General features: G+C 67.2%; 18 protein-coding genes. 11 read left to right on the top strand and 7 right to left on the bottom strand.

Annotation, left to right across the window (positions count from 1 at the left end):
* Positions 1-45: 45 nt before the first annotated feature.
* Together AC5JJ2_RS16020 and AC5JJ2_RS16025 are read right to left on the bottom strand one after the other, a co-directional pair.
* Positions 46-1,875, bottom strand: coding sequence for an Hsp70 family protein (locus tag AC5JJ2_RS16020; RefSeq protein ID WP_495859016.1), 1,830 nt, complete (start codon positions 1,873-1,875; stop codon positions 46-48).
* A gap of 294 nt (positions 1,876-2,169) precedes the next feature.
* A complete protein-coding gene (locus AC5JJ2_RS16025; protein WP_495859017.1) occupies positions 2,170-3,165 on the bottom strand; it encodes an EF-hand domain-containing protein in 996 nt (331 codons plus the stop codon).
* A 179-nt stretch (positions 3,166-3,344) separates the two neighbouring features.
* On the opposite strand from AC5JJ2_RS16025, the gene AC5JJ2_RS16030 reads away from it, so the two are divergent.
* Both AC5JJ2_RS16030 and AC5JJ2_RS16035 read left to right on the top strand, forming a co-directional pair.
* A complete protein-coding gene (locus tag AC5JJ2_RS16030) occupies positions 3,345-4,280 on the top strand; it encodes an SPFH domain-containing protein (RefSeq protein ID WP_495859018.1) in 936 nt (311 codons plus the stop codon).
* Positions 4,281-4,601: 321 nt separating this feature from the next.
* Positions 4,602-4,784: a type II toxin-antitoxin system antitoxin gene (locus AC5JJ2_RS16035; RefSeq protein WP_495859019.1), complete on the top strand. Its 183-nt coding sequence runs from the start codon at positions 4,602-4,604 to the stop codon at positions 4,782-4,784.
* Positions 4,785-4,815: 31 nt separating this feature from the next.
* On the opposite strand, the gene AC5JJ2_RS16040 is transcribed toward AC5JJ2_RS16035, so the two are convergent.
* Positions 4,816-5,418 (bottom strand): hypothetical protein, encoded by a 603-nt coding sequence (locus tag AC5JJ2_RS16040; protein ID WP_495859020.1) that lies wholly within the window; start codon positions 5,416-5,418, stop codon positions 4,816-4,818.
* A gap of 60 nt (positions 5,419-5,478) precedes the next feature.
* Between AC5JJ2_RS16040 and AC5JJ2_RS16045 the strand changes: the two genes are divergently transcribed.
* The 4 genes from AC5JJ2_RS16045 (at position 5,479) to AC5JJ2_RS16060 (ending at position 10,417) form a co-directional block, all read left to right on the top strand.
* Complete coding sequence (locus AC5JJ2_RS16045; protein WP_495859021.1) at positions 5,479-6,582, top strand: cis-3-hydroxy-L-proline dehydratase; 1,104 nt, start codon at positions 5,479-5,481, stop codon at positions 6,580-6,582.
* A 3-nt stretch (positions 6,583-6,585) separates the two neighbouring features.
* On the top strand, positions 6,586-7,452 hold the full coding sequence (locus AC5JJ2_RS16050; RefSeq protein WP_495859022.1) for a DUF4351 domain-containing protein: 867 nt from the start codon (positions 6,586-6,588) through the stop codon (positions 7,450-7,452).
* Between the two features lie 21 nt (positions 7,453-7,473).
* Positions 7,474-8,166 carry a phospholipase D-like domain-containing protein gene (locus AC5JJ2_RS16055; RefSeq protein WP_495859023.1) on the top strand — a complete coding sequence of 231 codons (693 nt, stop codon included), beginning with the start codon at positions 7,474-7,476 and terminating at the stop codon, positions 8,164-8,166.
* Positions 8,167-8,305: 139 nt separating this feature from the next.
* A complete protein-coding gene (locus tag AC5JJ2_RS16060; RefSeq protein ID WP_495859024.1) occupies positions 8,306-10,417 on the top strand; it encodes a DUF7133 domain-containing protein in 2,112 nt (703 codons plus the stop codon).
* Positions 10,418-10,644: 227 nt separating this feature from the next.
* Here AC5JJ2_RS16060 and AC5JJ2_RS16065 read toward each other — a convergent pair whose 3' ends face one another.
* Positions 10,645-11,331, bottom strand: a complete 687-nt coding sequence (locus AC5JJ2_RS16065; RefSeq protein ID WP_495859025.1) for a TVP38/TMEM64 family protein — start codon at positions 11,329-11,331, stop codon at positions 10,645-10,647.
* A 323-nt stretch (positions 11,332-11,654) separates the two neighbouring features.
* Positions 11,655-13,754 carry a hypothetical protein gene (locus AC5JJ2_RS16070; RefSeq protein WP_495859026.1) on the bottom strand — a complete coding sequence of 700 codons (2,100 nt, stop codon included), beginning with the start codon at positions 13,752-13,754 and terminating at the stop codon, positions 11,655-11,657.
* A 222-nt stretch (positions 13,755-13,976) separates the two neighbouring features.
* Between AC5JJ2_RS16070 and AC5JJ2_RS16075 the strand changes: the two genes are divergently transcribed.
* Both AC5JJ2_RS16075 and AC5JJ2_RS16080 read left to right on the top strand, forming a co-directional pair.
* Positions 13,977-14,570, top strand: a complete 594-nt coding sequence (locus AC5JJ2_RS16075) for a hypothetical protein (RefSeq protein WP_495859027.1) — start codon at positions 13,977-13,979, stop codon at positions 14,568-14,570.
* Between the two features lie 13 nt (positions 14,571-14,583).
* Positions 14,584-16,020 (top strand): magnesium chelatase ATPase subunit I, encoded by a 1,437-nt coding sequence (locus AC5JJ2_RS16080; protein ID WP_495859028.1) that lies wholly within the window; start codon positions 14,584-14,586, stop codon positions 16,018-16,020.
* Positions 16,021-16,137: 117 nt separating this feature from the next.
* Here AC5JJ2_RS16080 and AC5JJ2_RS16085 read toward each other — a convergent pair whose 3' ends face one another.
* Positions 16,138-17,019: a methyltransferase domain-containing protein gene (locus AC5JJ2_RS16085; RefSeq protein WP_495859029.1), complete on the bottom strand. Its 882-nt coding sequence runs from the start codon at positions 17,017-17,019 to the stop codon at positions 16,138-16,140.
* Between the two features lie 174 nt (positions 17,020-17,193).
* On the opposite strand from AC5JJ2_RS16085, the gene AC5JJ2_RS16090 reads away from it, so the two are divergent.
* Genes AC5JJ2_RS16090 through AC5JJ2_RS16100 form a run of 3 tightly spaced genes read left to right on the top strand, consistent with a single transcriptional unit; the run spans position 17,194 to position 21,034 of the window.
* Complete coding sequence (locus tag AC5JJ2_RS16090; RefSeq protein WP_495859030.1) at positions 17,194-18,120, top strand: hypothetical protein; 927 nt, start codon at positions 17,194-17,196, stop codon at positions 18,118-18,120.
* A gap of 50 nt (positions 18,121-18,170) precedes the next feature.
* On the top strand, positions 18,171-19,868 hold the full coding sequence (locus AC5JJ2_RS16095; RefSeq protein ID WP_495859031.1) for a CRTAC1 family protein: 1,698 nt from the start codon (positions 18,171-18,173) through the stop codon (positions 19,866-19,868).
* Positions 19,865-21,034, top strand: coding sequence for a tetratricopeptide repeat protein (locus AC5JJ2_RS16100; protein WP_495859032.1), 1,170 nt, complete (start codon positions 19,865-19,867; stop codon positions 21,032-21,034). Before AC5JJ2_RS16095 ends, AC5JJ2_RS16100 begins: the two co-directional genes overlap by 4 nt.
* An 11-nt stretch (positions 21,035-21,045) precedes the next feature.
* Here AC5JJ2_RS16100 and AC5JJ2_RS16105 read toward each other — a convergent pair whose 3' ends face one another.
* Positions 21,046-21,792, bottom strand: a complete 747-nt coding sequence (locus AC5JJ2_RS16105; protein ID WP_495859033.1) for a sulfite exporter TauE/SafE family protein — start codon at positions 21,790-21,792, stop codon at positions 21,046-21,048.
* Positions 21,793-21,870: the final 78 nt, after the last annotated feature.

Raw genomic sequence — 21,870 nt, forward strand, 5'->3', positions numbered from 1 at the left:
GGGCGTTAGTATAGCGTGCGCCCCGTTGGGTCGCACGCTAAACGGTCACGCCCTCTCCCGCACGTTGAATTCGAGCTTCCACCGCTGCTTCCCGTCGCGGCTGTGGCACCAGATTTCGAGCTGGCCCACCTCGGTCACCTTGCTGTGCAAATGCACCGGCACGACGGCCCGGCCCTTGCCGTCGAGCGTCACCCGCATCGGCGTCAGCTCCTCGATCTGCTCCTCCCACTCCTCGACGACCGCGCCGGCCTTGTCCTCGCGGCGGATAGTGGAACCCAGGAATCGGAACTCCGCCTCCTCGCCGACGACGAGGCCGAACTCCTGCTTCGGCAGGTCCGCCTCCGTCCCCTCCTCCATGCCGAACGGGGCGACGCACAGCGCCTTGATCGGCGGCGCGAGGCCGGGGACGGCGGGGGCGGCCGTCTCGACGCCGATGTAGTAGGCTCGGGCCGTGCCGCCGCGGATGCGGATGCCCTTGCCGCGGCGGACGAGGCCGTAGTACGCCGCGCCCTTCGCGACGGCTTGATCCAGGTCTGCGCCGGCGAGCGTGCGGACGGCGTCGGCCTTCGCCGCCTTCGCCCACGCGTTCAGGACGTGCATCAGCCGGTCCCGCAAGCCGTCGGACTTGAACACGCCGCCGTTGAACAGCACGGCCGACGGCAGCGCGGCCGCGTCGCCCTTTTTCTTCTTCGACGGCTTCTCGCGGCTCGCGAGTGCCTCGGACTGGCGGTTTAAGAAGTGCGCCAGGTGGCGGGTGATGCCCGCGTCGGCGACGTAGGGCAGCCCCAGTTCCTGAAGGCCGCCGGCCCGCGCCCGCGCCGGTTCCGTGTCCTTCGGGCACTCGGGGAGGAAGCCGTCGATCAGCACCCTCTCCACGTCGGCACGCGGCAGGTCGTACTTGATGGAACCGCCGATGACGGAGCGCCCCTTGCCGAGGACGGTGACCGGCGCGGATTGCTTCGTCGCGTCGGACAGGAGCAGCTCCTTCGCCGCCCGGCAGCCGTAGGTGAGCTGCAGCATCTGGTTCGCGTCGAGCTTCGTCCCCTGCTTCCCGAGGGCCGCGGCCGCCGTGTGTGCGAGCGCCAGGTCCATGTTGTCGCCGCCGAGCAGCAGGTGGTCGCCGACGGCCAGCCGCGTGAGCGACAGGTTGCCGCCCTCCTCGCCGACCTCGATGAGCGTGAAGTCGGTCGTGCCGCCGCCCACGTCCGCGACGAGGATCAGCTCGCCGACCTGCACGTCCTTCCGCCAGTTGTCGCCGAGCGAATCGAGCCACGAGTAGAACGCCGCCTGCGGCTCCTCGAGCAGCGTGAGGTGCTCGAACCCGGCCGCCTTCGCCGCCTCGACGGTCAGGTCGCGGGCCATCGCGTCGAACGACGCCGGTACGGTCAGCACGATCTCCTGCAGCTCCAGCCGGTGGTCCGGCGACTTCGCCATCGTTGCGTTCCACGCCTCGGCGATGTGCTTCAGGTAGCGCGTGCTGGCTTCGAGCGGCGACACCTTCTTTCCGCCCTCCGGGGCGCGGAACGGCAGGATCGGCGACTTCCGATCCACCCCGGCGTGGCCGAGCCACGACTTCGCGGACGCCACCAATCGGGTCGGGACTTGCGAGCCGAAGTTCCGGGCGAACTCGCCGACGGCGAAGTCGCGGTTGGCGTCCCACGGCAGTTTCATCGCGCCGGCCGGCTGCTCCCCGTCGCCGGGCAGGTACAGGAATGACGGCAGCAGGGATCGCTCCTCGACGACGCCGGGGTTCACGACCTGCGGGATGGCGAAGCCTTTGACCTTCGCGGCGTCGCCGGCCCCGGTGTCCACGTAGGCGAGGGCGGAGTTGGTCGTGCCGAGGTCGATGCCGACGACGAAGCGCGATGCGGCCATGAAGCGGGGTCCCCGAGGGTGCGACGGAATCGGGGTATTCTACGCGAGAAGACTGGAAATCGCAGGGGAAATGCATCCACCCGCCGCGTCGAGCTGCTGGAGGGTTCGTGCGTCCGGAAATCTTGAGCGGCCTCCGGCGGCCGGGCCATAGTAGTAGGCACACTCCGTGTGCCGTCTGCTGAGTGCCGCGGAAACCTACATAAGGTCGCTGCGACCGACAGCAGACGGCACACGGAGTGTGCCTACTACTATGCCGCTGCGAACTCGACGCTTGGACGAAGAAGAGAAGTGGCGTCACCGCCGGCGGGCGAGGAACTTCGACGGCAGCGACGGCAGGCTCTTCTTCAAGTACGGCGACGCCGGCTCCTGCTTCATCAGGCACTTCAACTCGAACGGCGTGAACAGCCCGTCCCCGTCGCGGTCCACCTCGGCGAACTCCTCCAGCGGCCGCTGGCCGACAGCCCGCCACTCGTACAGCCCGACCTGCCCGTCGCGGTCCTCGTCCAACTCGCGGAACCACGCCGGCACGCTCGCCGGCGGCTCCTTCTTCGGCGGCGGCACGGCTTCCGGCCGTTCCTCCGGAGGCGGGGCTGTTGGCAGGCCCGCGGACAGCACCGTCGGGTTGTCCCGGTAACCCGTCATCCGGGCGCGGAAGTATTCGCGGTACTCGTCGTACTCCAGCACGCCGTTGCCGTTCGCGTCGAACTGCCCGGCCGCCGCCTTCAGCGACTCGGGGGTTTCCGCCGGTTCCAGCGCGCCGCTCTTGTTGCGGTCCAGCATCGTGAATATCTTCGCTGCATCGTCGAACGGATCGGCCTCGACCTTCGGCGTCTTCCACGGCGGCGAGTTCCCGGCCGTCAGCGATTGCCCCGCGTAGGCCAGGAACATCTCCCGCGTGATCGGCTGCTGCTTCCCCACCTCCAGCCGCTGGGCCGTGCGGAGGTAGAGTTCCTTGACCGACTTGTCGCGGATGCCCGGCAGCGCCCACGCGGGCTGCCCCTGACTCACGGCGTCGAACCAGCGGTTGAAATCGACCTCGCCGCGGCCGTCCGCGGCCGTGACGCCGGGGAACTGCGAATCCATCACCTTCAGCCACCGGTCGCGCTCCGTCTCGACCGCGAACGTCCGCTTCGCGGCCGCGAAGATGATCTGCTCGTCCTTGCTGGCGAGCGGCTTCTCCTTCGGCGGCTTCTCCTTCTTCGGCTTGTCCTGCCCCGGCGTCGGCGCGACGAGCATCGCCCCGACCCACGCGGCGGCCGCGAGTTTCAACGACAGTCGGGCGTGGCGCACGCGGGAAGCTCCCTGGGTCCGTCGGAGAGCGTGAAGGCGGGATGAGAAATGAAACCATGATCGGGCAGAAAGGTTCCGGTTCTCATAAATCCCGGCCCCGACCCGGCGAAATGCTCCTTGACCAGCTCGATACCAAAGTGATATCATCACGATATCGGGCGGAATCACGGGAGAAAGCCATGCAAGAGCGCGAGCTGAAACTGATGTCCGGGTGGGCGGGGCTGTTCGGGTTGTTCTGCCTCGCCGGGCTGATCGCGGTGGTCATCGCCCTCACGGTCAACCTTCAACTGCCCTGGCTGGCGTTCGTCGCCGGGGTGCTGGCGGTCGGGTGGTTCATCCTGCTGTTCGGGTTCATCGTCAACGGCCCGAACCAGGCCCGCGTCGTGCAGCTGTTCGGCAACTACGTCGGCACAGTCAAGGAGACCGGGTTCTACTACGGCAACCCGTTCTACTGGCGGACCCGCGTGAGCCTGCGGGTGCGGACGTTCGAGACCGGGGTGGAGAAGACGGAGGAGGTGAAGGACGCGGCCGGCAAGGTGCTGGCCCCGGCCACGTCGTCGCGGTCGCCGTTGAAGGTGAACGACAAGGACGGCACGCCGATCGACATCGCGGCCGTGGTGGTGTGGAAGGTGGTGAACCCGACGCACGCGGTGTTCGAGGTGGACGACTACGAGTCGTTCGTGCGGACGCAGGCGGACAGCGCCCTGCGGAACCTGGCGAGCCGGTACAGCTACGACGCCCCCGAGACGGACGTGCATTCCCTCCGCGGGCACATCGACGAGGTCGCGGCGCAGCTGAAGAAGGAGCTGCAGGACCGGATGCAGCAGGCGGGCGTGGAAGTTCAGGAATCGCGGATCAGCTACCTGGCCTACGCCCCCGAGATCGCGGCGGCGATGCTGCAACGGCAGCAGGCGGGGGCGATCATCGCGGCCCGGGCGCGGATCGTGGAGGGGGCGGTCGGCATGGTCGAGCACGCCCTGGAGCTGCTGAAGGAGAAGGGCGTCGTCGAGTTCGACCCGGAGCGGCGGGCGGCGATGGTGAGCAACCTGCTCGTGGTGCTGTGCGGCCACTCCGTCCCGCAGCCGGTGCTGAACACCGGGACGCTGTACAACTGACGGCGAAGCCGACCGCGGGTCACAACCCGCGGTCGGGCCGTTTTCACCCCGAGGGCGACCTTCGCCCCCACGGGGTTTTCACCCCGAAGGGGTGGGACATGTCAGCCCAGGGCAAGAAGCGCAGCGACGCCGCCCTGGGTACGACCGTCACCGAGGGAAGCCCTGAAAGGGCGAAAGAGTCTTCCGCCCTTTCAGGGCTTGTGGTGTCGGTGGGGGCGGTACCCAGGGCGTTGCCCTGGGCTGACATGTCCCACCCCTTCGGGGTGAAAACCCCGGCGGTTGATGACGGTGGTTGCAACCCATACGGCGTTGGATGTTGTCATGCCGAGAAAAGCGTTCTTGTTGCGGATCGACGACGCGGTCCTCGCCGCGGTCCAGCGGTGGGCCGACGAGGACCTCCGGAGTCTGAACGGCCAGATCGAGTTCCTGCTGAGGCAAGCGCTCGCGAAGCGCGGCGTGAAGCTGAAGGAGAAGGACGAAGAGAAGCACGAAGAGAAGGAATAGTCGGTACTGCCCTGGGGTCGCGTTAATAGTTTTAGTCGTCGATCTTGGCCCCTTCCGTCCCAGGAATTGGTTTGAGCACGATTACCCACGGCTTGACGTGACTGACATTGTCGATTTTTTGCTCAAAGCTCCCGTCTAGTTCGATGCGTCCGTCTTCCCCACGATGCAGGTCAAACTTTGCTGTCACGTCGTATTCATCTGGTCGGTATTCGCATATCCCCTGGAAATGAATACCGTCTTCGGAACACCCTCTAAACGTGCCCATGCCTATGTTATCAGTGAAGTAGATGCGAAGGTCGTTATCAACGAGCACGACCTTGGAAACGACAGTTTCGTACTTTTTGTCGCACTTTCCTTCGTACTGCATCTTTTCTCCTTCCGTTGGGGGGGTGGGGGCCACGACCGTCAGGCCCTCGCGGCCCCAAATTCTACTCCCTTGGCCGCCGATCCCTTCCAGCAATACCGCCACACCCCAGACGTGATCGATCAGCTCCGATGCCATCGCGGGCGTGACCTTCCACTTCGGCCCGTCGTCCGCCTCGTCTCGTCGGTAGTTGTAGTACGCCAAGCACAGAGCGAGCGCGGTCGGGTGGTTGTCCCACTTCTTGCCGTGGTCGTTCGTCAGCCGCGTCATCTTCGACCCACTGCCAGTACACTTGAACCTCACCGCCCGTTCCCCCTCGGAACCCGTCGCATGAAGATCACCCGCATCCGCGCCCACCGGGTCGAGCTGCCGCTCGTCGAGGGGAGCTACAAGTGGTCCGGCGGCAAGGCCGTCACCGTGTTCGACAGCACGATCGTCGCCGTCGAGACGGACGCCGGGATCACCGGGCACGGCGAGGTCTGCCCGCTCGGACCGTTCTACCTGCCGGCCTACGCCAACGGCGTCCGGGCCGGGATCGCCGAACTCGGCCCGCACCTGCTCGGCGAAGACCCGACGCACCTCGCGAAGCTCAACCGCCGGATGGACGCCGCCCTGCTCGGCCACCCCTACGTGAAGTCCGGCCTCGACATGGCCTGCTGGGACGTCCTCGGCCAGGCGACCGGGCTGCCGGTGTGCGTGCTGCTCGGCGGGCGGTACGGCGACGACGTGCCGCTGTACCGGGCCATCTCGCAGGAGTCGCCGGAGGCGATGGCCGGCCGCGTCGCCGGGTACCGGGCGGAGGGCTACCGGCGGTTCCAACTGAAGGTCGGCGGCGACCCGGACGTGGACGTCGCGCGCATCCGGGCCGTGGCGGCCGTGCTGCAACCGGGCGACCGGCTCGTCGCCGACGCGAACACCGGCTGGCTGATGCACGAGGCGATGCGGGTCGTCCGGGCCGTCCGCGACGTGGACGTGTATATCGAGCAGCCGTGCAAGACCTACGACGAGTGCCTGTCCGTGCGGCGGCACACCGACCACCCGTTCGTGATGGACGAGAACATCGACTCGCTGGAGGCGCTGCTCCGCGGCCACGCCGACGGGGCGTTCGACGTGGTGAACCTGAAGATCAGCAAGCTCGGCGGGCTTTCGAAGCTGAAGCAGGCCCGCGACCTGTGCGTGTCGCTCGGCGTGGCGATGACGCTGGAGGACAGTTGGGGCGGCGACGTGGTGACGGCCGCGATCGCGCACGTCGCCCAGAGCACGCCGCCGGAACTGCTGTTCTCGACGACCGACTTCAACAGCTACGTGACGGTCAGCACGGCCGACGGCGCGCCGCGGCGGGCGAACGGCCGCATGAGCGCCTCGACCGCTCCGGGTCTGGGGGTTCGCCCGAAGCTGGACGTACTCGGCCCGCCGGTCCTCGTCGTGGAGTGAGCGATGGCGAAGCCGTTCGACGCGACGCTGAACGCGCTGATCGACGCCCGGCCGGACGACTGGGCGAACGGGTTCGGCCGGCTCGTCGGCATCCCGCCGGGGCCGTGCGAGGTGCTCGACACCGACCTAGCCACGACCGTGCAGGCGGACAAGGTGTTCCGCATCAACGGCCCGCAACCGGCGATCCTTCACCTGGAACTGGAGGCGAACCCGCGGCTCGGCGTTCCGCACGACCTGCTCCGGTACAATACGCTCATCGACCACCAGCACGGCCTGCCGGTCGAGACGGTCCTCGTGCTGTTGCGGCCGAAGGCGCTGGCGAGCGACCAGACCGGCCGGTATGATCGGGTGGGCGTCGGCGGCCGGCCGATCACGACGTTCCACTACCACGTGGAACGGGTCTGGGAGCGGCCGACCGACTACTGGCTGACCGCCGGCCTCGGGCTGGCCCCGCTCGCGCTCTTGACGAACGAGGCGAGCCGGGATTTAGATGGAACCCTCGACCGCTTCCGCGACAAGTTGCGAGCGGACAGCGTGGCGGAGCCGCTGACGAGCGCGGTGCTGAGTTCGTCGTACTTCCTGTGCGGCCTACGGTTCGACCCGGACGAGGTGCAGCGGATCTTTCGGAGGTTCAACATGTTGATGGAAGAATCGACGACGTATCAACACACGATCCAACTCGGCCGCACCCAGGGCCGGGTCGAAGAGGCCCGCAACTTGTTGCTCCGGCAGGGCACGAAGCGGTTCGGGCAGCCCGCCCCGGCCGTGACCGCCCGGCTCGACGGCATCACGGACATCGCCCGGCTCGAATCGCTCGCGGACCGCATCCTCGACGCGACCGACTGGGACGACCTGTTCAAAACGGTTTGACCTCCCGCCCCCCCGCCGCTCATGACGCTCACCGAAGTCGAAGCCTTCCTCCAGCGATCCATCGCCGACCGCCAGTTCAGTGGCGGCGAGAAGGCCGCGTTCGCGCAGTGGCTGGCCGCGAACGCCCGCACGCCGCAGGACCGCGGCGTCGTCCGGCACGCCGTCTTCGACGCCGCCCGCGCCGCGTCCGCGTCCCTCGATTCGGCGCAGCTCCTCGAATGGCTCGAAGACACGCTGAAGGTCGTCGCGCCGGTCGAGCCGCAACAGCCCGCGGCATCCACCACCCCCGCCGAGGCGTTCTTCTCGCCGGGGACGGCCTGCCTGCAGCAGATCACCCACCGGTTCGCCGCCGCCCGCCGGTCCGCGGACGTGTGCGTGTTCACGATCACCGACGACCGCATCACGCGATCCATCCTCGACGCCCACCGCCGCGGCGTGCAGCTGCGAATCATCACGGACAACGACAAGGCGTTCGACCTCGGCTCGGACGTGCAGCAACTCCGCGCCGCCGGCGTCCCGCTGAAGGTGGACGCGACGCCGTTCCACATGCACCACAAGTTCGCGATCTTCGACGGCGTCCGGCTGCTCAACGGCAGCTACAACTGGACCCGCGGGGCGGCCGAGTCGAACGAGGAGAACCTGATCGACACCGGCGACCCGAAGCTGATCGCCGCGTTCGCCGCCGAGTTCCAGAACCTGTGGAAGAAACTGTAAGGCCACCGAATGGCCCGCAGATGACGCAGACTTCGACGCAGATAAAGAAGATAAAACCAGAAGATGATTTTGGTTCTTATCCGGTTTTTATCTGCGTCGAAGTCTGCGTCATCTGCGGGCCATTCTGAGAGGGACGTTTATGCTCGGTCGTTCGTTGCTCGTCCTGTTCCTCTTTGTCGTCCCGGCTGCGGCCCAGACGCCGACGCCGTTCTCGGACGCCGGGAAGTATGTCAAGAAGGGCAACCGCGCCGACTCCATCCGCGCGACCCTCGCCAGCTTCGGCGTGCCGAACCTCGAGGGGAAGTGGTACTACGCCGGGCCGTTCGACAACGCCGGCGACGCCGGGTTCGACTTCGCGTACCCGCCCGAGAAGGCGAAGGTCGTGGACCTGACGGCAACGTACACCGGCAAGCGCGGCGCGACGTTCGGCTGGAAGGAAGCTCCGAACTTCCGGCCGGGCGAGCTGTACGACATCCAGAAGCTGTTCCCGAAGGTGCGGCGGGACGCCGTCGTCTATTTCCTGCACGAGTTCGACTCGAAGGTCAACGCCCGGCTGCCGCTGTCGCTCGGCAGCGACGACCACCTCAGCGTCTTCTCGTTCGGCGACCGCGTCCTGCACGAGCACGCCGAGCGCGGGGCCGCGCCAGACCAGAACGCCGCGCTCATCAAGGTGAAGGAAGGGAAGAACCAGCTTCTGCTCAAGGTCTGCCAGCTCGCCGGCGAGTGGAAGGTCTACATCAACCCGGAGATGCCGGACTACGCCCCGCCGCAGGTCATCAAGGCGCTCGACCGCGACTTCGCCCGCGGCAACCCGGCCAACAGCGGCGGCAACGCGAACGAGGACAAGTTCTACAAGGTCACCACCCTCACCCCGCCCGCCGATTGCGTGCTGGAAGTCGGCGGCCTCGCGTTCCGGCCGGACGGCAAGCTGCTCGCCTGCACCCGCCGCGGCGAAATCTGGCTCATCGACGAGCCGTCGTCGCAGGCCCCGAAGTTTAGCAGGTTCGCCACCGGCCTGCACGAGGCCCTCGGCATGTGGGTGCAGGACGACAAGACCGTCTACGTCGTCCAGCGGCCGGAGTTGTCGAAGCTGACCGACCGCAACGGCGACGGCACGGCCGACGAGTTCGCCACCGTCTCGGACAAGTGGGGCGTGTCCGGCGACTACCACGAGTTCTCGTTCGGCCCGGCCCGCGACAAGGACGGCAACTTCTTCGTCACCCTCAACGTCGGGTTCGGTGGCGGCCACCAGGCGAAGGCCCCGTGGCGGGGCTGGTGCGTCAAGATCGACGGCAAGACCGGCGAGATGGAACCGTGGGCCTACGGCCTGCGGTCCCCCAACGGCGTCAACTTCTCCCCGGACGGCGAGCTGTTCTACTGCGACAACCAGGGCGAGTGGGTGGCCACGAACAAGATGCACCACGTCAAGAAGGGGAAGTTCTACGGCCACCAGGCCGGCCTCCTGTGGGTGAAGCACTCGCCGTTCGCCGAGACGGTGAGCGACAAGGTCCCGTTCGGCATGACGTACGACGGCCAGCCCGCGCCGGGCAAGACGTCGCCGAAGGGCCTGCCGGAGGTGGACCCGCCGTGCGTCTGGTTCCCCTACGGGCGGATGGGGCAGTCGATCACGGAGCCGAAGTGGGACACGACCGGCGGCAAGTTCGGGCCGTTCGCCGGGCAGTGCTTCGTCGGCGACCAGACCCGCTCGACGGTCATGCGGGTGGCGCTGGAGAAGGTGGACGGCGTCTACCAGGGGGCGTGCTTCCCGTTCCGCGCCGGGCTGCAGTGCGGGGTGAACCGGATCGCGTTCGGGCCGGACGGCAGCATGTACGTTGGCCAGACGAACCGCGGCTGGGGGTCGGTCGGCGGCAAGCCCTACGGCCTGCAGCGGATCGCGTTCGCCGGCGCGGTCCCGTTCGAGGTGCTGACGATGACGGCGACGAAGGCCGGGTTCGACCTGACGTTCACGAAGCCGGTGGACCCGAAGAGCGTGGAGAAGGCGACGGCCTACGCGATGAAGTCGTTCACCTACGTCTACACGAGCCAGTACGGCTACCCGGAGACGGACACGCAGGGCGAGAAGCCGGAGGTGCTGGGCGTGTCGCAGGACGGCCGCACGGTGAGCATGTCGGTGCCGGGCCGGCGGGTCGGCCGGGTGTACGACCTGAAGCTGAACGACGTGAAGTCCGCCGCCGGCGACGAGCTGCTCCACGCCGAGGCGTACTACACCCTCAACGCGATCCCGAAGTGAACGTGGTCTTTGCCCCGAAGGGGCGGAACATGTCAGCCCAGGGCAACGCCCTGGGTACACGTCCCACCCAACACAACAAGCCCTGAAAGGGCGGCACAGCGCAACCTGTGTCGCCCTTTCAGGGCTTACCTCCGTGGAGGTCTCACCCAGGGCGGCGTCGCTGCGCTCCTTGCCCTGGGCTGACATGTCGTGCCCCTTCGGGGCGAAAACCATTCGCCACTCCCGCGTCACGCCTCCGGCCGCCGCCGGCGCATCAGGTAGTGGACCGGCGGCCAGACCGCCAGCGGGACGGCGGCGCTGACCAGCAGCCCGGCGGCCGGGCGGTCCAGGTACGCCTGCCCGAGCGCCCCGAACGCGAACCCCATGGCGAAGCTGCCGCACGCCAGCGCGGCGACGAACGGCCCGGCCCGCATCCCGGCCAGCCCGGCCAGGCAGCACAGCGCCTCCGGCAGCAGCGGCATCCACCGGGACAGGGCGACCGCCCACAGCCCGTACCGCTCGAAGAACCGCCGGAGCAGCGCCAGGTCGGCCTCCCCGACCAGCCGCCGGGCCGCCCGCGGCCCGACCGCACGGCAGCCACCGTACGCCACCAGCCCGGCCAGCGCCGACCCGGCCCCGCCGATCAGCCCGCCGAGGACCGGCCCGTAGATCATCCCCAGCCCGGCGATCACCGCCGTCGCCGGGACCGGCGCGACGAGGTCGGCGACGATCAGCCCGACCCCGGCCAGCCACGCCCAGCCGCCGAACTGCCGCAGCCGGTTCAGCCCCTCCTCCCCGCCGAAGTACGCGTCCACCTCGTCGTCGAACGCGAGGGCCGGGACGAGCATGACGACGACGAGCGCGAACACGATCCGGTACAGCCGGCGGTGCGACCAGAACCCGGACGAAGGCGGGGCATCGGGGGCGGGGGTCATGAGACTCCGGGGAGCGCGGCTTGGGCCGCACAGTACGCCATCTCGTCCTCCCGCCACGCGGCCGGGATGGCGGCGACTTCCGGCGGCAGGCCGGTGGCGAAACTCGTCCTGGGTCCACCTCGGGTTCGGACTCGCGGCATTGTACCACGGCGACGAGCTGCTCCACGCCGAGGCGTACTACACGCTCAACGTGATCCCGAAGTGAGCCGTCACCGGGCCGTCCACCATCCTTCGGTCCTCCAACATAGCGTTTAACTCGGCCGGTCCGCCGGGTTGTGGAGCACCAGCCCCTAGTTCGGCGGTCTAGTGTATTCAGAGCAAAACTACGGTACCCTTTTAAGGAATGCTGCTGCCGAGTTCGTTATTTTGTACTGGCGCAGCTCATGCCATGTTGTACCGAGCACTTTTGACAACTTATCAGCATTAACATAATAGAACTTAGTGTCTGAATAGAGTATGTCTTCCTTGAGGAGTTGTCTGAGGATGCTCCAGCCCATGTCACCCCTCATGACGCGCTCGTGCTCAATCTTGTCTCGATACTTGGCGAGTCCGCCTTTGCTATGCGACGCGAACTCCAATAGGATACGCCGAAGGCGTCGGTACTTTGGAACGATAGCGGAGTCGGCATTGATCCTCTGAGTTTTTTGAGCGTACTTGGCGAGAGGATACGCGAGATTGTGCTCGTTGCACCCAATCTCGATCGTTCCGCCTTTGGTGGTGACGGTGTTGACATGTCCTTGAGCTTGCAATACGTCGAGGAACAAACCCGCTTCGCTGCATCCCGGCTGGCTTGGGCTCCCACGAACGATCAGGTCTGGGGCGTCAATCTGGATTCTTCTGGACGCGATCCGACAAACCCCCATGCAGTCAAGAGCAGGAGTACCCTTCAGGGTAACATCGCATGGCAAAGTGACAGTGGTATTTGCCAAGAATGGGCCAAGCGGGATTACGTCTGCGTCGGAAATCATTCCTTTAAATTTGAAAGCGCGTTGCTGTTGTGTGCTTTGAATAGTGACCAAAACCTCTAGTTCGGCCGAAGATTGCGATGGGATGTCCGACTCATCCCATGACAGCCCATTCACCTCGATTCCAATCTCGTGCCCCCTGCCAGTGAAGTCCGAACACGACTGAATCAGCATATTGAAGTATCGCCCTCTGATTTCGATGTTCTCGGCCAGTTGTGCCATGATATACAGCAGATGGTACGTCGGCCGATTCACCGCAGCGAAATCGAAGGCGAGCGTCTGGTACTCGGGGACATCGCTCAAGGCACAGCGCGAGACGGCGACAGCCTCGAACACGGCGTTTCGGATACGCTTATCGTCTAGAAAAGGGTGTTCGGGACACCAGGATGCCAACGCCTTCTCGTACTCCTCGTTTAGTGGAGCGTCGGCGATCACGCGCCGCGGGAACTCGCGACACAGCGCGCGTGCCAGTACGCGAGCACACTGTTCAATTTCATCGTACAGTGTGGCTTCTAGCTGCATCGCGACCTTCGTGTCCGCCTTATTGGCGATGTCTTTGATGAAATTCGGTACGGCCTTCTCGTCGTGTTCTCGGCGCAATAACATGTCCGCGATGCGGATTAGCAAGTCCACTTCCAGGTCGCCATGCGCACCCTCGCTTAGCGATTGAATGATACGGTGGTAATTCTTCTCAGTCTGAAGAAGTGTGGCAATTGCATCTAACACTGGCGGGTAGCCAAGGAACGAAAGGAATGCGGTGCTTCCACCTTCAGAAGTAGCAAACGCGGCCCCCAATTTCTTCAGGACACCATCGCGTGCCTCTTTGTACAGAGGTTGCTGATTAGAATTTTTCTGCTGCACATAGGCGTCAATGTACCCCTTCGCCTGTTCCAGATCGAAGGGATCGATGCGGATGAGCGCCACATCGGACCCTTTGTCTGCCAGATAGAACCAAGCATTGAGCAGCACTTGACTCCGCCCGAACACGATCACCGACGTTGAGTTGGCCCCCTTAGACAGTTTGATGATGTCGTCGAGAAACGCTTCAAAACCTTGCTCGTTCGTTTTGGAGCGGCCTTCGTCGATACCGTCAATGATGATTCCATGTGTACCATTTCGGAGTCCTGTGAGTACTGCTCCGACTTTATCAATCGGGTAAGCATCGGTCAGGATGCCAGTGAGTGCGTTCGCCGCGACGGTCTTGTGCTTCGCCAAGTCGAGGATCGGTAGCCCTGTGTCATGCGCCAACTTGTGGGCCGTTGTCGATTTGCCAGATGCGCCAACGGCAGAGACCAGTAGGATTGTCGGCTTTTTTGTTGGGTACTCCTCTTTCGTGAAGGTTGGCTCGATGTATGGCTCCACGTTCTCCGTTCGCAGATAAAACGACTCTGACGGCGTCTGCAATGGTATTGGTAACTTCTGCGAACCGGCGATGGATTTTAGAGCATTGTAATGCATGTTGCACCCTTTTCTTGAGGCCGACTACGGGTATCTTAGTTGGTCCAAAAAATCAAGCGATCATTCGTCTTGCAACGTCCGAGTGCGTTACCCTAGGGTAACGATCCCACGCTACTTAGTCAAAAACGAATCTTCCTGCCAAAAAAATCTCCGCCCCACGACATTGACATATGTTCACCAACCGGCGTAGAGTGTGGTGTCTTTTCACCCGGAGGCCACGTCATGACCGCCGCCGCACCGCCGCCCGTCGCCAACCGCATCGCCCGCCACCTCGCCCCGCCGCTCCCGCAGACTCCAAAGGAGCGGCAGGCCGTGTGGGCCGACACGCTCGCGGCCGCCATGCTGTACTACCAGCGGCAGCTCGCCAGCCCGGTCGCGCACGAGGCCGCCGACGCCGCCCGCGCCATCTTCGACCTGGAGAAGACCCGGCTGCGGCACGGCCGCGACCTCGCCGGGGCGGAACCGCCGCCGGAGCCGGACGTGCTGCCGCCGCTCGCACCACTGTACCAGGTGAAGGCGTGCGAGCAGACGCTCGACGCGGCCGTGAAGGCCGGGGCGTTCGACGCGGACGACGAGGAGGACGTGGAGCCGCCCACGGCGGCCGAGGAGAAGACGGACGACGAGCTGGTCGCCGAGTACGAGGCGGTGTGGCCGGAGAAGTTCGCGGGGTGCGTGGGGATGATGCGGGAGCTGCTGGCGAAGCGCGGCCGGGTCTGCGACGACGCGGAAGTCAAGCGGGAGACGCGGTGGTACCTCGCCCGGAAGCTCGCCGACCGCCGGGCCGAAAGCCCACCCGCGACCGCGCGTGGGCTTTGACGGGTTGCCTACAATGTGGAATTCCCCGCAGGAGCGAACCGTGAGCGACCGTCCCACGACCTTGAAGCAACTCCGCGAGTCCGGCTGGCAGTCGAAGTCCGTCAAGCACGAACTCCGCGACAACTTCCTCGCCGCGATGAAATCGACCGACGACCTCTTCCCCGGCATCGTCGGGTACGACGACACCGTCATCCCGGAGATCAACATCGCCATCCTCGCCGGGCACGACATGCTCTTCCTCGGCGAGAAGGGGCAGGCGAAGTCCCGCATCATGCGGTCGCTCGTGCGGTTCCTGGACGAGTACCTGCCGTACCTCGCCATCCCCGGCTCGCCGGTCCACGAGGACCCGTACCACCCGATCACGAAGGCCGGCAAGGAGCTGGTGGCGAACACGCCGGAAGATCAAATCCCGATCGCGTGGTGGCATCGGAAGGAGCGGTACGCCGAGCGACTGGCCCCCGGCACGAAGTTCGCCGACATCATCGGCGAGATCGACCCGGCGAAGCTCGCCGCCGGTACGAGCATGAGCGCCGAGGACGCCCTGCACTTCGGCCTCATCCCCCGCATGCACCGCGGCATCTTCGCCATGAACGAGATCCCGGAGCTGGACGACCTGATCCAGGTCGGCCTGTTCAACATCCTCGAAGAGCGGGACGTACAAATCCGCGGCTACCCGATCCAGTTCGACCTGGACGTGCTCATCCTCTTCAGCGCGAACCCGACGACCTACAACCGGTCCGGCAAGGTGATCCCGCAGCTGAAGGACCGCATCGGCTCCTTGATCCAGACGCACTACCCGCGGGAGCGGCAGCTCGGCATCGAGATCATCGACGCGGAGAACGGCCTCGACCTCGGCGGCGAGTTCCCGGTGTTCGTGCCGTACTTCATGAAGGAGATCATCGAGCAGGTCAGCGTGTCGGCCCGGAAGTCGAAGTACGTGGACCACGCCAGCGGCGTGAGCGCCCGGTTCAGCATGGCAAACTACCGGACGATGGTGGCCAGCGCCCGCCACCGTGGCGTGAAACTCGGCGAGAAGCCGGCCGTCCCGCGGATCAGCGACCTCGGCCACCTGCCGACCTCCTCCCTCGGCAAGCTCGAACTCGACCTGATGGGGTCGAACCAGATGAGCGAGAAGCAGGTGCTGGACGCGATCGTGGCGGACGCGATTCGGGTCGTCTTCGAGGAGTACGTCGAGAAGCACGGGCTGGACGAGATCGCGGAAGTCTTCGGCAAGGGCGTGAAGATCGAGGTCGGCGACCTGCTGCCGAGCGCCGAGTACGCGAAGCGGCTGAAGCGGGTCCCGCGGGCGTGGGAGAAGGCGTTCGAGGTGAACGCCGGGGAGAGCGACGCGGTCCGGGCGTCGTGCGTCGAGTTCGTGCTCGCCGGAATGTACGCCAGCGACCGCATCAGCCGGGCGGCGAAGCACGGCCGGATCGTGTACGAAACCTAAGAATGGCCCGCAGATGACGCGGACTTCGACGCAGATGAAGAGGATAAAAACCAGAACCGGATTTCGGTTCTTATCCTCTTCATCTGCGTCGAAGTCCGCGTCATCTGCGGGCCGTTTTTACGCCTTCTTCCGCGCGTACAGGGCCGTGGTCGAGGCCAGCTCGAAGTTCGTCGCCGTCGGCAGGTCGCGGACGAACGGGCGGGCGAAGTGGTCGCGGGCGTCGCCCAACAGGTCGCCGACCTTCTGGTCCAGGAACTCCTTCCGGGCCGCGGCCGGCAGCGCCGCCGCCCAACTCCGCAGGAACCACGTCAGCGTCCAGATCGGCGTGCCGCTCGGCAGCACGGCCTGCTTGTCGATGGCCATGCCGCTATCCTCGAACAGACTCCGCAGGCCCTCGCCGGTCATGTTGAAGTAGTGCTGCGGGTAGCCGTGCAGCGGTTGCAGGAACGGCACGACGGCGAACAGTTTCCCCCCCGGCTTCAGCACGCGGACGATCTCCTTCGCGCACGCGAACGGGTCGCGGACGTGCTCCAGCACGTTCAGCGAGAACACGGCGTCGAACACGCCGTCCCGGAACGGCAGCCGCTCGCCGACGCCGCGCACGTCGGTGGTCGGGTACGAGCAGATCTCGAAGTTCACCACGTTGTCGTAGTAGACGTTCCGCAGCCCGGCCCCGCAGTCGAGGATCATCCCGTCCGGGTACGCGGCGATCAGGTCGATGGAGTCCTCGCCGTACTCGTTCGCGCTGACGTTGTCCGTGTCGGTGATGTGGAACTGCTTCCGCAGGTCGGCGCTGAGGAAGTCGAAGAACCCCGGCGTCTCGACGCACGGCAGGTCGGTTCGGAGCAGCGGCCGGACGCGGGCGAGCTTCGCCGCCTTGCGGGCCGGGAACGTCGGGTCGTCGGCGGCCGGGGCGGCGACCGGGCGCAGGCGGCGCTTCACCCGCCGGGCGAGCGGCACGCGGCGGAGCAACATCTTGGCGAACGGCTTCAACGGCATCGGCCCACCCCCCGTGGCGGGCGGGCCTATAGCGAGCGGGCCGCGCCGGTGTCAACAGAGACCGGGCGGCCGCGGGTCGCGAGGGATTTCCGATTTTCTCATGGCGGGTCGCGCCGCGGGAACCGCCTCCTCGGAGCGTCCGATACCTTCGCCCACCCACCCACGGAGATCGCGATGACCCGACGCGCCACCCCCCGGCTCGCCCTGACGACGCTCGAAGCCCGCGAGAACCCGAGCGGGAACGTCACCGCCGCCCTCGTCGGCGGCCAGCTGACCGTCCTCGGCGACGCGGCCGACAACGACATCCGGGTGATCCAGGCCGGCAACACCGTCACCGTCACCGGGAACGCTGGCACGACCGTGAACGGGCGGCCGGCCGTCACGCTCACGACCGGCGGCCTCGTCCAGGCCGAGTTCAAGATGGAGGCCGGCAATGACCACGTCTTCCTGATCGCGCTGAACGCGAGCAACGACATCGGCGTCGATGTCGGCGACGGCAGCGACACCGTCGAGGTCAGCAACGTCCGAACCGGGGCCAACTTCACGGTCACCGGCGGCCAGGGCGACGACCTGTTCGGCATCGCGAACACGGCCGTCGGCGGGGACATGGACCTGGCGTTCGAGGACGGCGACGCGACGCTATTCGTCACCCGCACGACGGTCGGCAAGACCCTCGCCGTCGGCACGAAGGACGCCGACGACTTCATGATCCTGGACACCCTGACCGTCGGCGAGGACATGGCGATCGACGCCGGCAAGGGGGACGACGTGGTCACGCTGGGGAACGCCGTCGCCGTCGGCAAGGACCTGAGCGTGAACACCGACGAGGGGGCCGACCGGGTGCTCTTGTCCCAGGTGTCGGCGTTCAACGCGAGCGTCGAGACCGGGGACGGGGACGACCGGGTGACGCTCAACGGCGTGCAGCTCCGCGAGAGCCTGACCGTGGTGACGGACGCCGGGAACGACACGATCACCGCGACGAACGTGCGGGCCGAGAAGGAGGCCGTGTTCGTCGGCGGGGCCGGGTTCGACACGTTCGACGACAACGGCGTGTTCGCCGGGCTGAAGAAGGAAGTGAAGGAGTTCGAGGCCGTCATCTGACCGGGATTCCCGTTCGCTTTCGGCCGGGACGCGGGTTAGAATCGCAGCCCATGAGATCGTCACTCGTGGGCTGCCTACTTCTGCCCGCCCTCCTCACGGCCTGCTCGTCGTCCCCGCCACCGCCGACCGCGCCGCAACCGGCCGGCCCGGCGTGGTTCGCGGACGCGACCGCGACGGTCGGCCTCGCGTTCCGCCAGCAGGCCGGGCCGACGGACAAGTACTTCATGCCGCAGGTCATGGGGTCCGGCCTCGGCGTCATCGACTTCGACAACGACGGCCGCCTCGATCTGATCGTGCTGAACAACGCCGGGCCGAAGGCGACCGCGAGGCACAAGCTCTTCCACCACGAGCCGGACGGCACGTTCCGCGACGCGTCGGCCGGGTCCGGGCTGGATGTCGCCGGACACGGCATGGGCGTGGCCGTCGGCGATTTTGACAACGACGGGTTCGCGGACGTGTACGTCTCCCAGTACGGCGGCGGGCGGCTGTTCCGCAACAGCGGCGGCGGGAAGTTCGAGGACGTGACCGACCGCGCCGGCGTCGCCCAGCCGCGGTGGGGCACGTCGTGCTGCTTCGTCGATTTCGACCGCGACGGGTGGCTCGATCTGCTCGTCGCGAACTACGTCGATTACGACCCGTCGAAGCCGTGCGTGGACGGCAGCGGCCGCGGCGACTTCTGCCACCCGAACCAGTTCCCCGGCACCGCCGCCCGGCTGTTCCGTAACCGCGGGAACGGCACGTACGACGACGTGACCGTCTCGTCCGGCCTCGCGGCGAAGCCGAGCAACGGCCTCGGCGTCGGGTGCGCCGACTTCACCGGCGACGGGTGGCCGGACCTGCTCGTGGCGAACGACGCGAAGCCGAACCACCTGTGGGTGAACCAGCGGAACGGCACGTTCCGGGACGAGGCGGCCGAGCGGCGGGTGGCGTTCGACGCGGTGGGGAACGTCCGGGCGAACATGGGCGTGGCCGTCGCCGACCTGCACGGCGACGGCCGGGACGACGTGTTCGTCACGCACCTGGCCGAGGAGTTGCACACGCTCTGGCGGCAGGATTCGCCCGGCCGGTTCAAGGACGCGACCGGGGAAGCCGGCCTCGCGCGGCCGGCGTGGCGGGGGACCGGGTTCGGGACCGTCGCCATCGACTTCGACCACGACGGGCGCGTCGATTTGGCCGTCGCGAACGGCCGGGTGATGCGGGCGCGGACGCCGCTGGTCGGCACGCCGGGGGCCGACCTGCCGGCGTTCTGGCACGCCTACGCGGAGCGGAACCAGCTGTTCGCGAACGCCGGCGGCGGCACGTTCCGGGACGTGTCCGCGGACAGCCCGGCGTTCACCGGCACGCCCGGCGTGCATCGCGGGTTGGCGTGGGCCGACCTCGACAACGACGGCGCGATGGATTTGATCGTTTCTTCCATCGAAGGCCCGGTGCGGGTGTTCAAGAACGTCGCGCCGAAGGCCGGGCACTGGCTGCTGGTGAAGGCGGTCGATCCGCGCGGGAACCGCGACGCACTCGGCGCGGTGGTGACGGTGCGGGCGAAAGACAAGCAATGGCGCGGCCGGTCGAACCCCGGCCAGAGCTACTGCACGAGCGGCGACCCGCGGGTTCACTTCGGCCTCGGAAGTGTAACGGCCCTCGACGCGATGCGCGTCGAATGGCCGGACGGCCTGCGGGAAGAGTTCCCCGGCGGGACCGCGGACCGGCTCATCACGCTCACCCGCGGGCAGGGGAAGGCGGTGACGCCATGAGGTTATCGAAGCGAGTCGGGATTACGGGCGGGCTGGTCGTTGCGGTCGCCGCCGGGGTTTGGCTCTGGAATCGGCCCGCCGTGCCGGACCCGCCGGCCGTGGACGTGAGCCGCGCCGACCCGGCGGTGGCCGACGCCGTTGCGAAGGCGACCGCCGCGGTGAAAGCCGACCCGCGGAGCGCCGCCGCCTGGGGCGAACTCGGGATGGTGCTGCGGGCGAACGACTTCGACACGGACTCGGTGCGGGCGTTCGAGGTCGCCGAGCGGCTCGACCCGGCCGACTGGCGGTGGCCGTACCTCCAGGGGCTGACGCTCGTGCTATTCGAGCCGGACCGGGGGACGGATTGTTTGAAGCGGGCCGCCGACCGCGCCCCGGCGGACCGGCCGGAGGCGAAACTGCGGCTCGCCGAGGTGCTGTTCGACGCCGGCGACACGGACGCGGCGGGGCGGCTGGCGGAAGGGTCGAACGGCCCGCGGGCGGCGCTGATTCAATCGCAGGTGCTGGCGAGGCGCGGCGACTGGGCCGGGGTCGTTCGCGTCACCGAGCCGCACCGGTCGAACCCGCTCTGCCGGAAGCGGATGGCCGGGCTGCGGGGCGACGCCCTCCAGCGGCTCGGGGACGCGGACCGGGCCGCGGCCGAGTGGGGGCGGCATACCGAGATGGTGGACGACCCGGCGTGGCCGGACAATGTGGTCGAGGACGTGCTGAAGCGGGCGACCGGGACCGCGAACCGGGTCCTGTACGCGAGCGGCCTCCTCGCCGACGGCCGAACCGCGAAGGGCGTCGGCGAGCTGCGGCAGTTGATCGCGAACGACCCGAACGCCTCCGCGGCCCGATTGTTGTTGGGGCGGACGCTCATTCAAGGCAACGACCCGCACGGCGCACGCGGGGTATTGCGGGAGCTGACGGCCCGCGACCCGGAGTCGGTCGAGGGGTGGTTCCAGTACGGCGTGGCGGCGTTCCTGGTCGGCGACACGGCCGCCGCGGCGGCGGCGTTCGAGCGGACGGCGGCGTTGAAGCCGGACCACGCCCTGGCGCACTTCAACCTCGGCCACTGCCACAAGAAGCGGGGCGACCGGCCCGCGGCGAGGGCGGCGTTCGAGGCGGCCCTGCGGTGCAAGCCGGACCACCGGCCGGCGGTCGAGGCGCTGCGCGAGCTGAAGTAGAAACCGCCGATTCACACCCGGAACGTCTCCAGCACCAGCTTCACGACCGCGACCAGCAGGGCCACGCCGAGCAACTTCCGCAGCAGGCCGCCGTCGAACCTCCGCGCTCCGAGGTAGCTGCCGATCAATCCGCCGACGCCGGCCGCGACCACCCACGGCCCGCCGACCGTCGGCAGCGTTTGCCCCTTCGAGAAGATGCCGGCCAGCCCCGCGAGTGAGTTCCCCAGGATGAACGCCGCCGACACGCCGGCCGCGGCCTTCGTGTCCGCCCAGCGGAAGAACAGCAACAGCGGCGTCAGGAACACGCCGCCGCCGGTCCCGGTCAGCCCGGCGAGCAGCCCGACGCCCGCGCCGGTCGCGACCGCCATCGGGACCGCCGGCGGGTTCGTCACGGCTTCCTTCGGCACGGTCCGCATCATGAGCCGCAGCGCGGCCACGAGCAGCACGAGCGCGACGACCAGCTTGTACCCGTAGTCCGGCAGCGTGACCGACCCGCCGAAGAACGCGAACGGCATCGACCCGACGAGGAACGGCCAGAGGATTCGCCACGAGAAATGGTTCGCCCTCGCGAACTGGGCCGCCGTGATCGTGGCGACGAGGATGTTGAGGGTGAGTGCCGTCGGCTTCGCGACCGATTGTTGCAGCCCGAACAGGGCCATGACCGCGAGATACCCGGACGCCCCGGCGTGGCCGACGGACGAGTACAGCGCGGCGACGACGAAGATGAGCGCGACGAGCAGGAGGTCTTCGGGGGCCATCCGGGGGATTGTAGGGTGGGCCGAGGCTTTGCGAGGCCCACCGAGCTACTCCCTCTCCCCCGGCTTTGCGGGGGAGAG

The organism is Limnoglobus sp. (genome assembly GCF_059499385.1).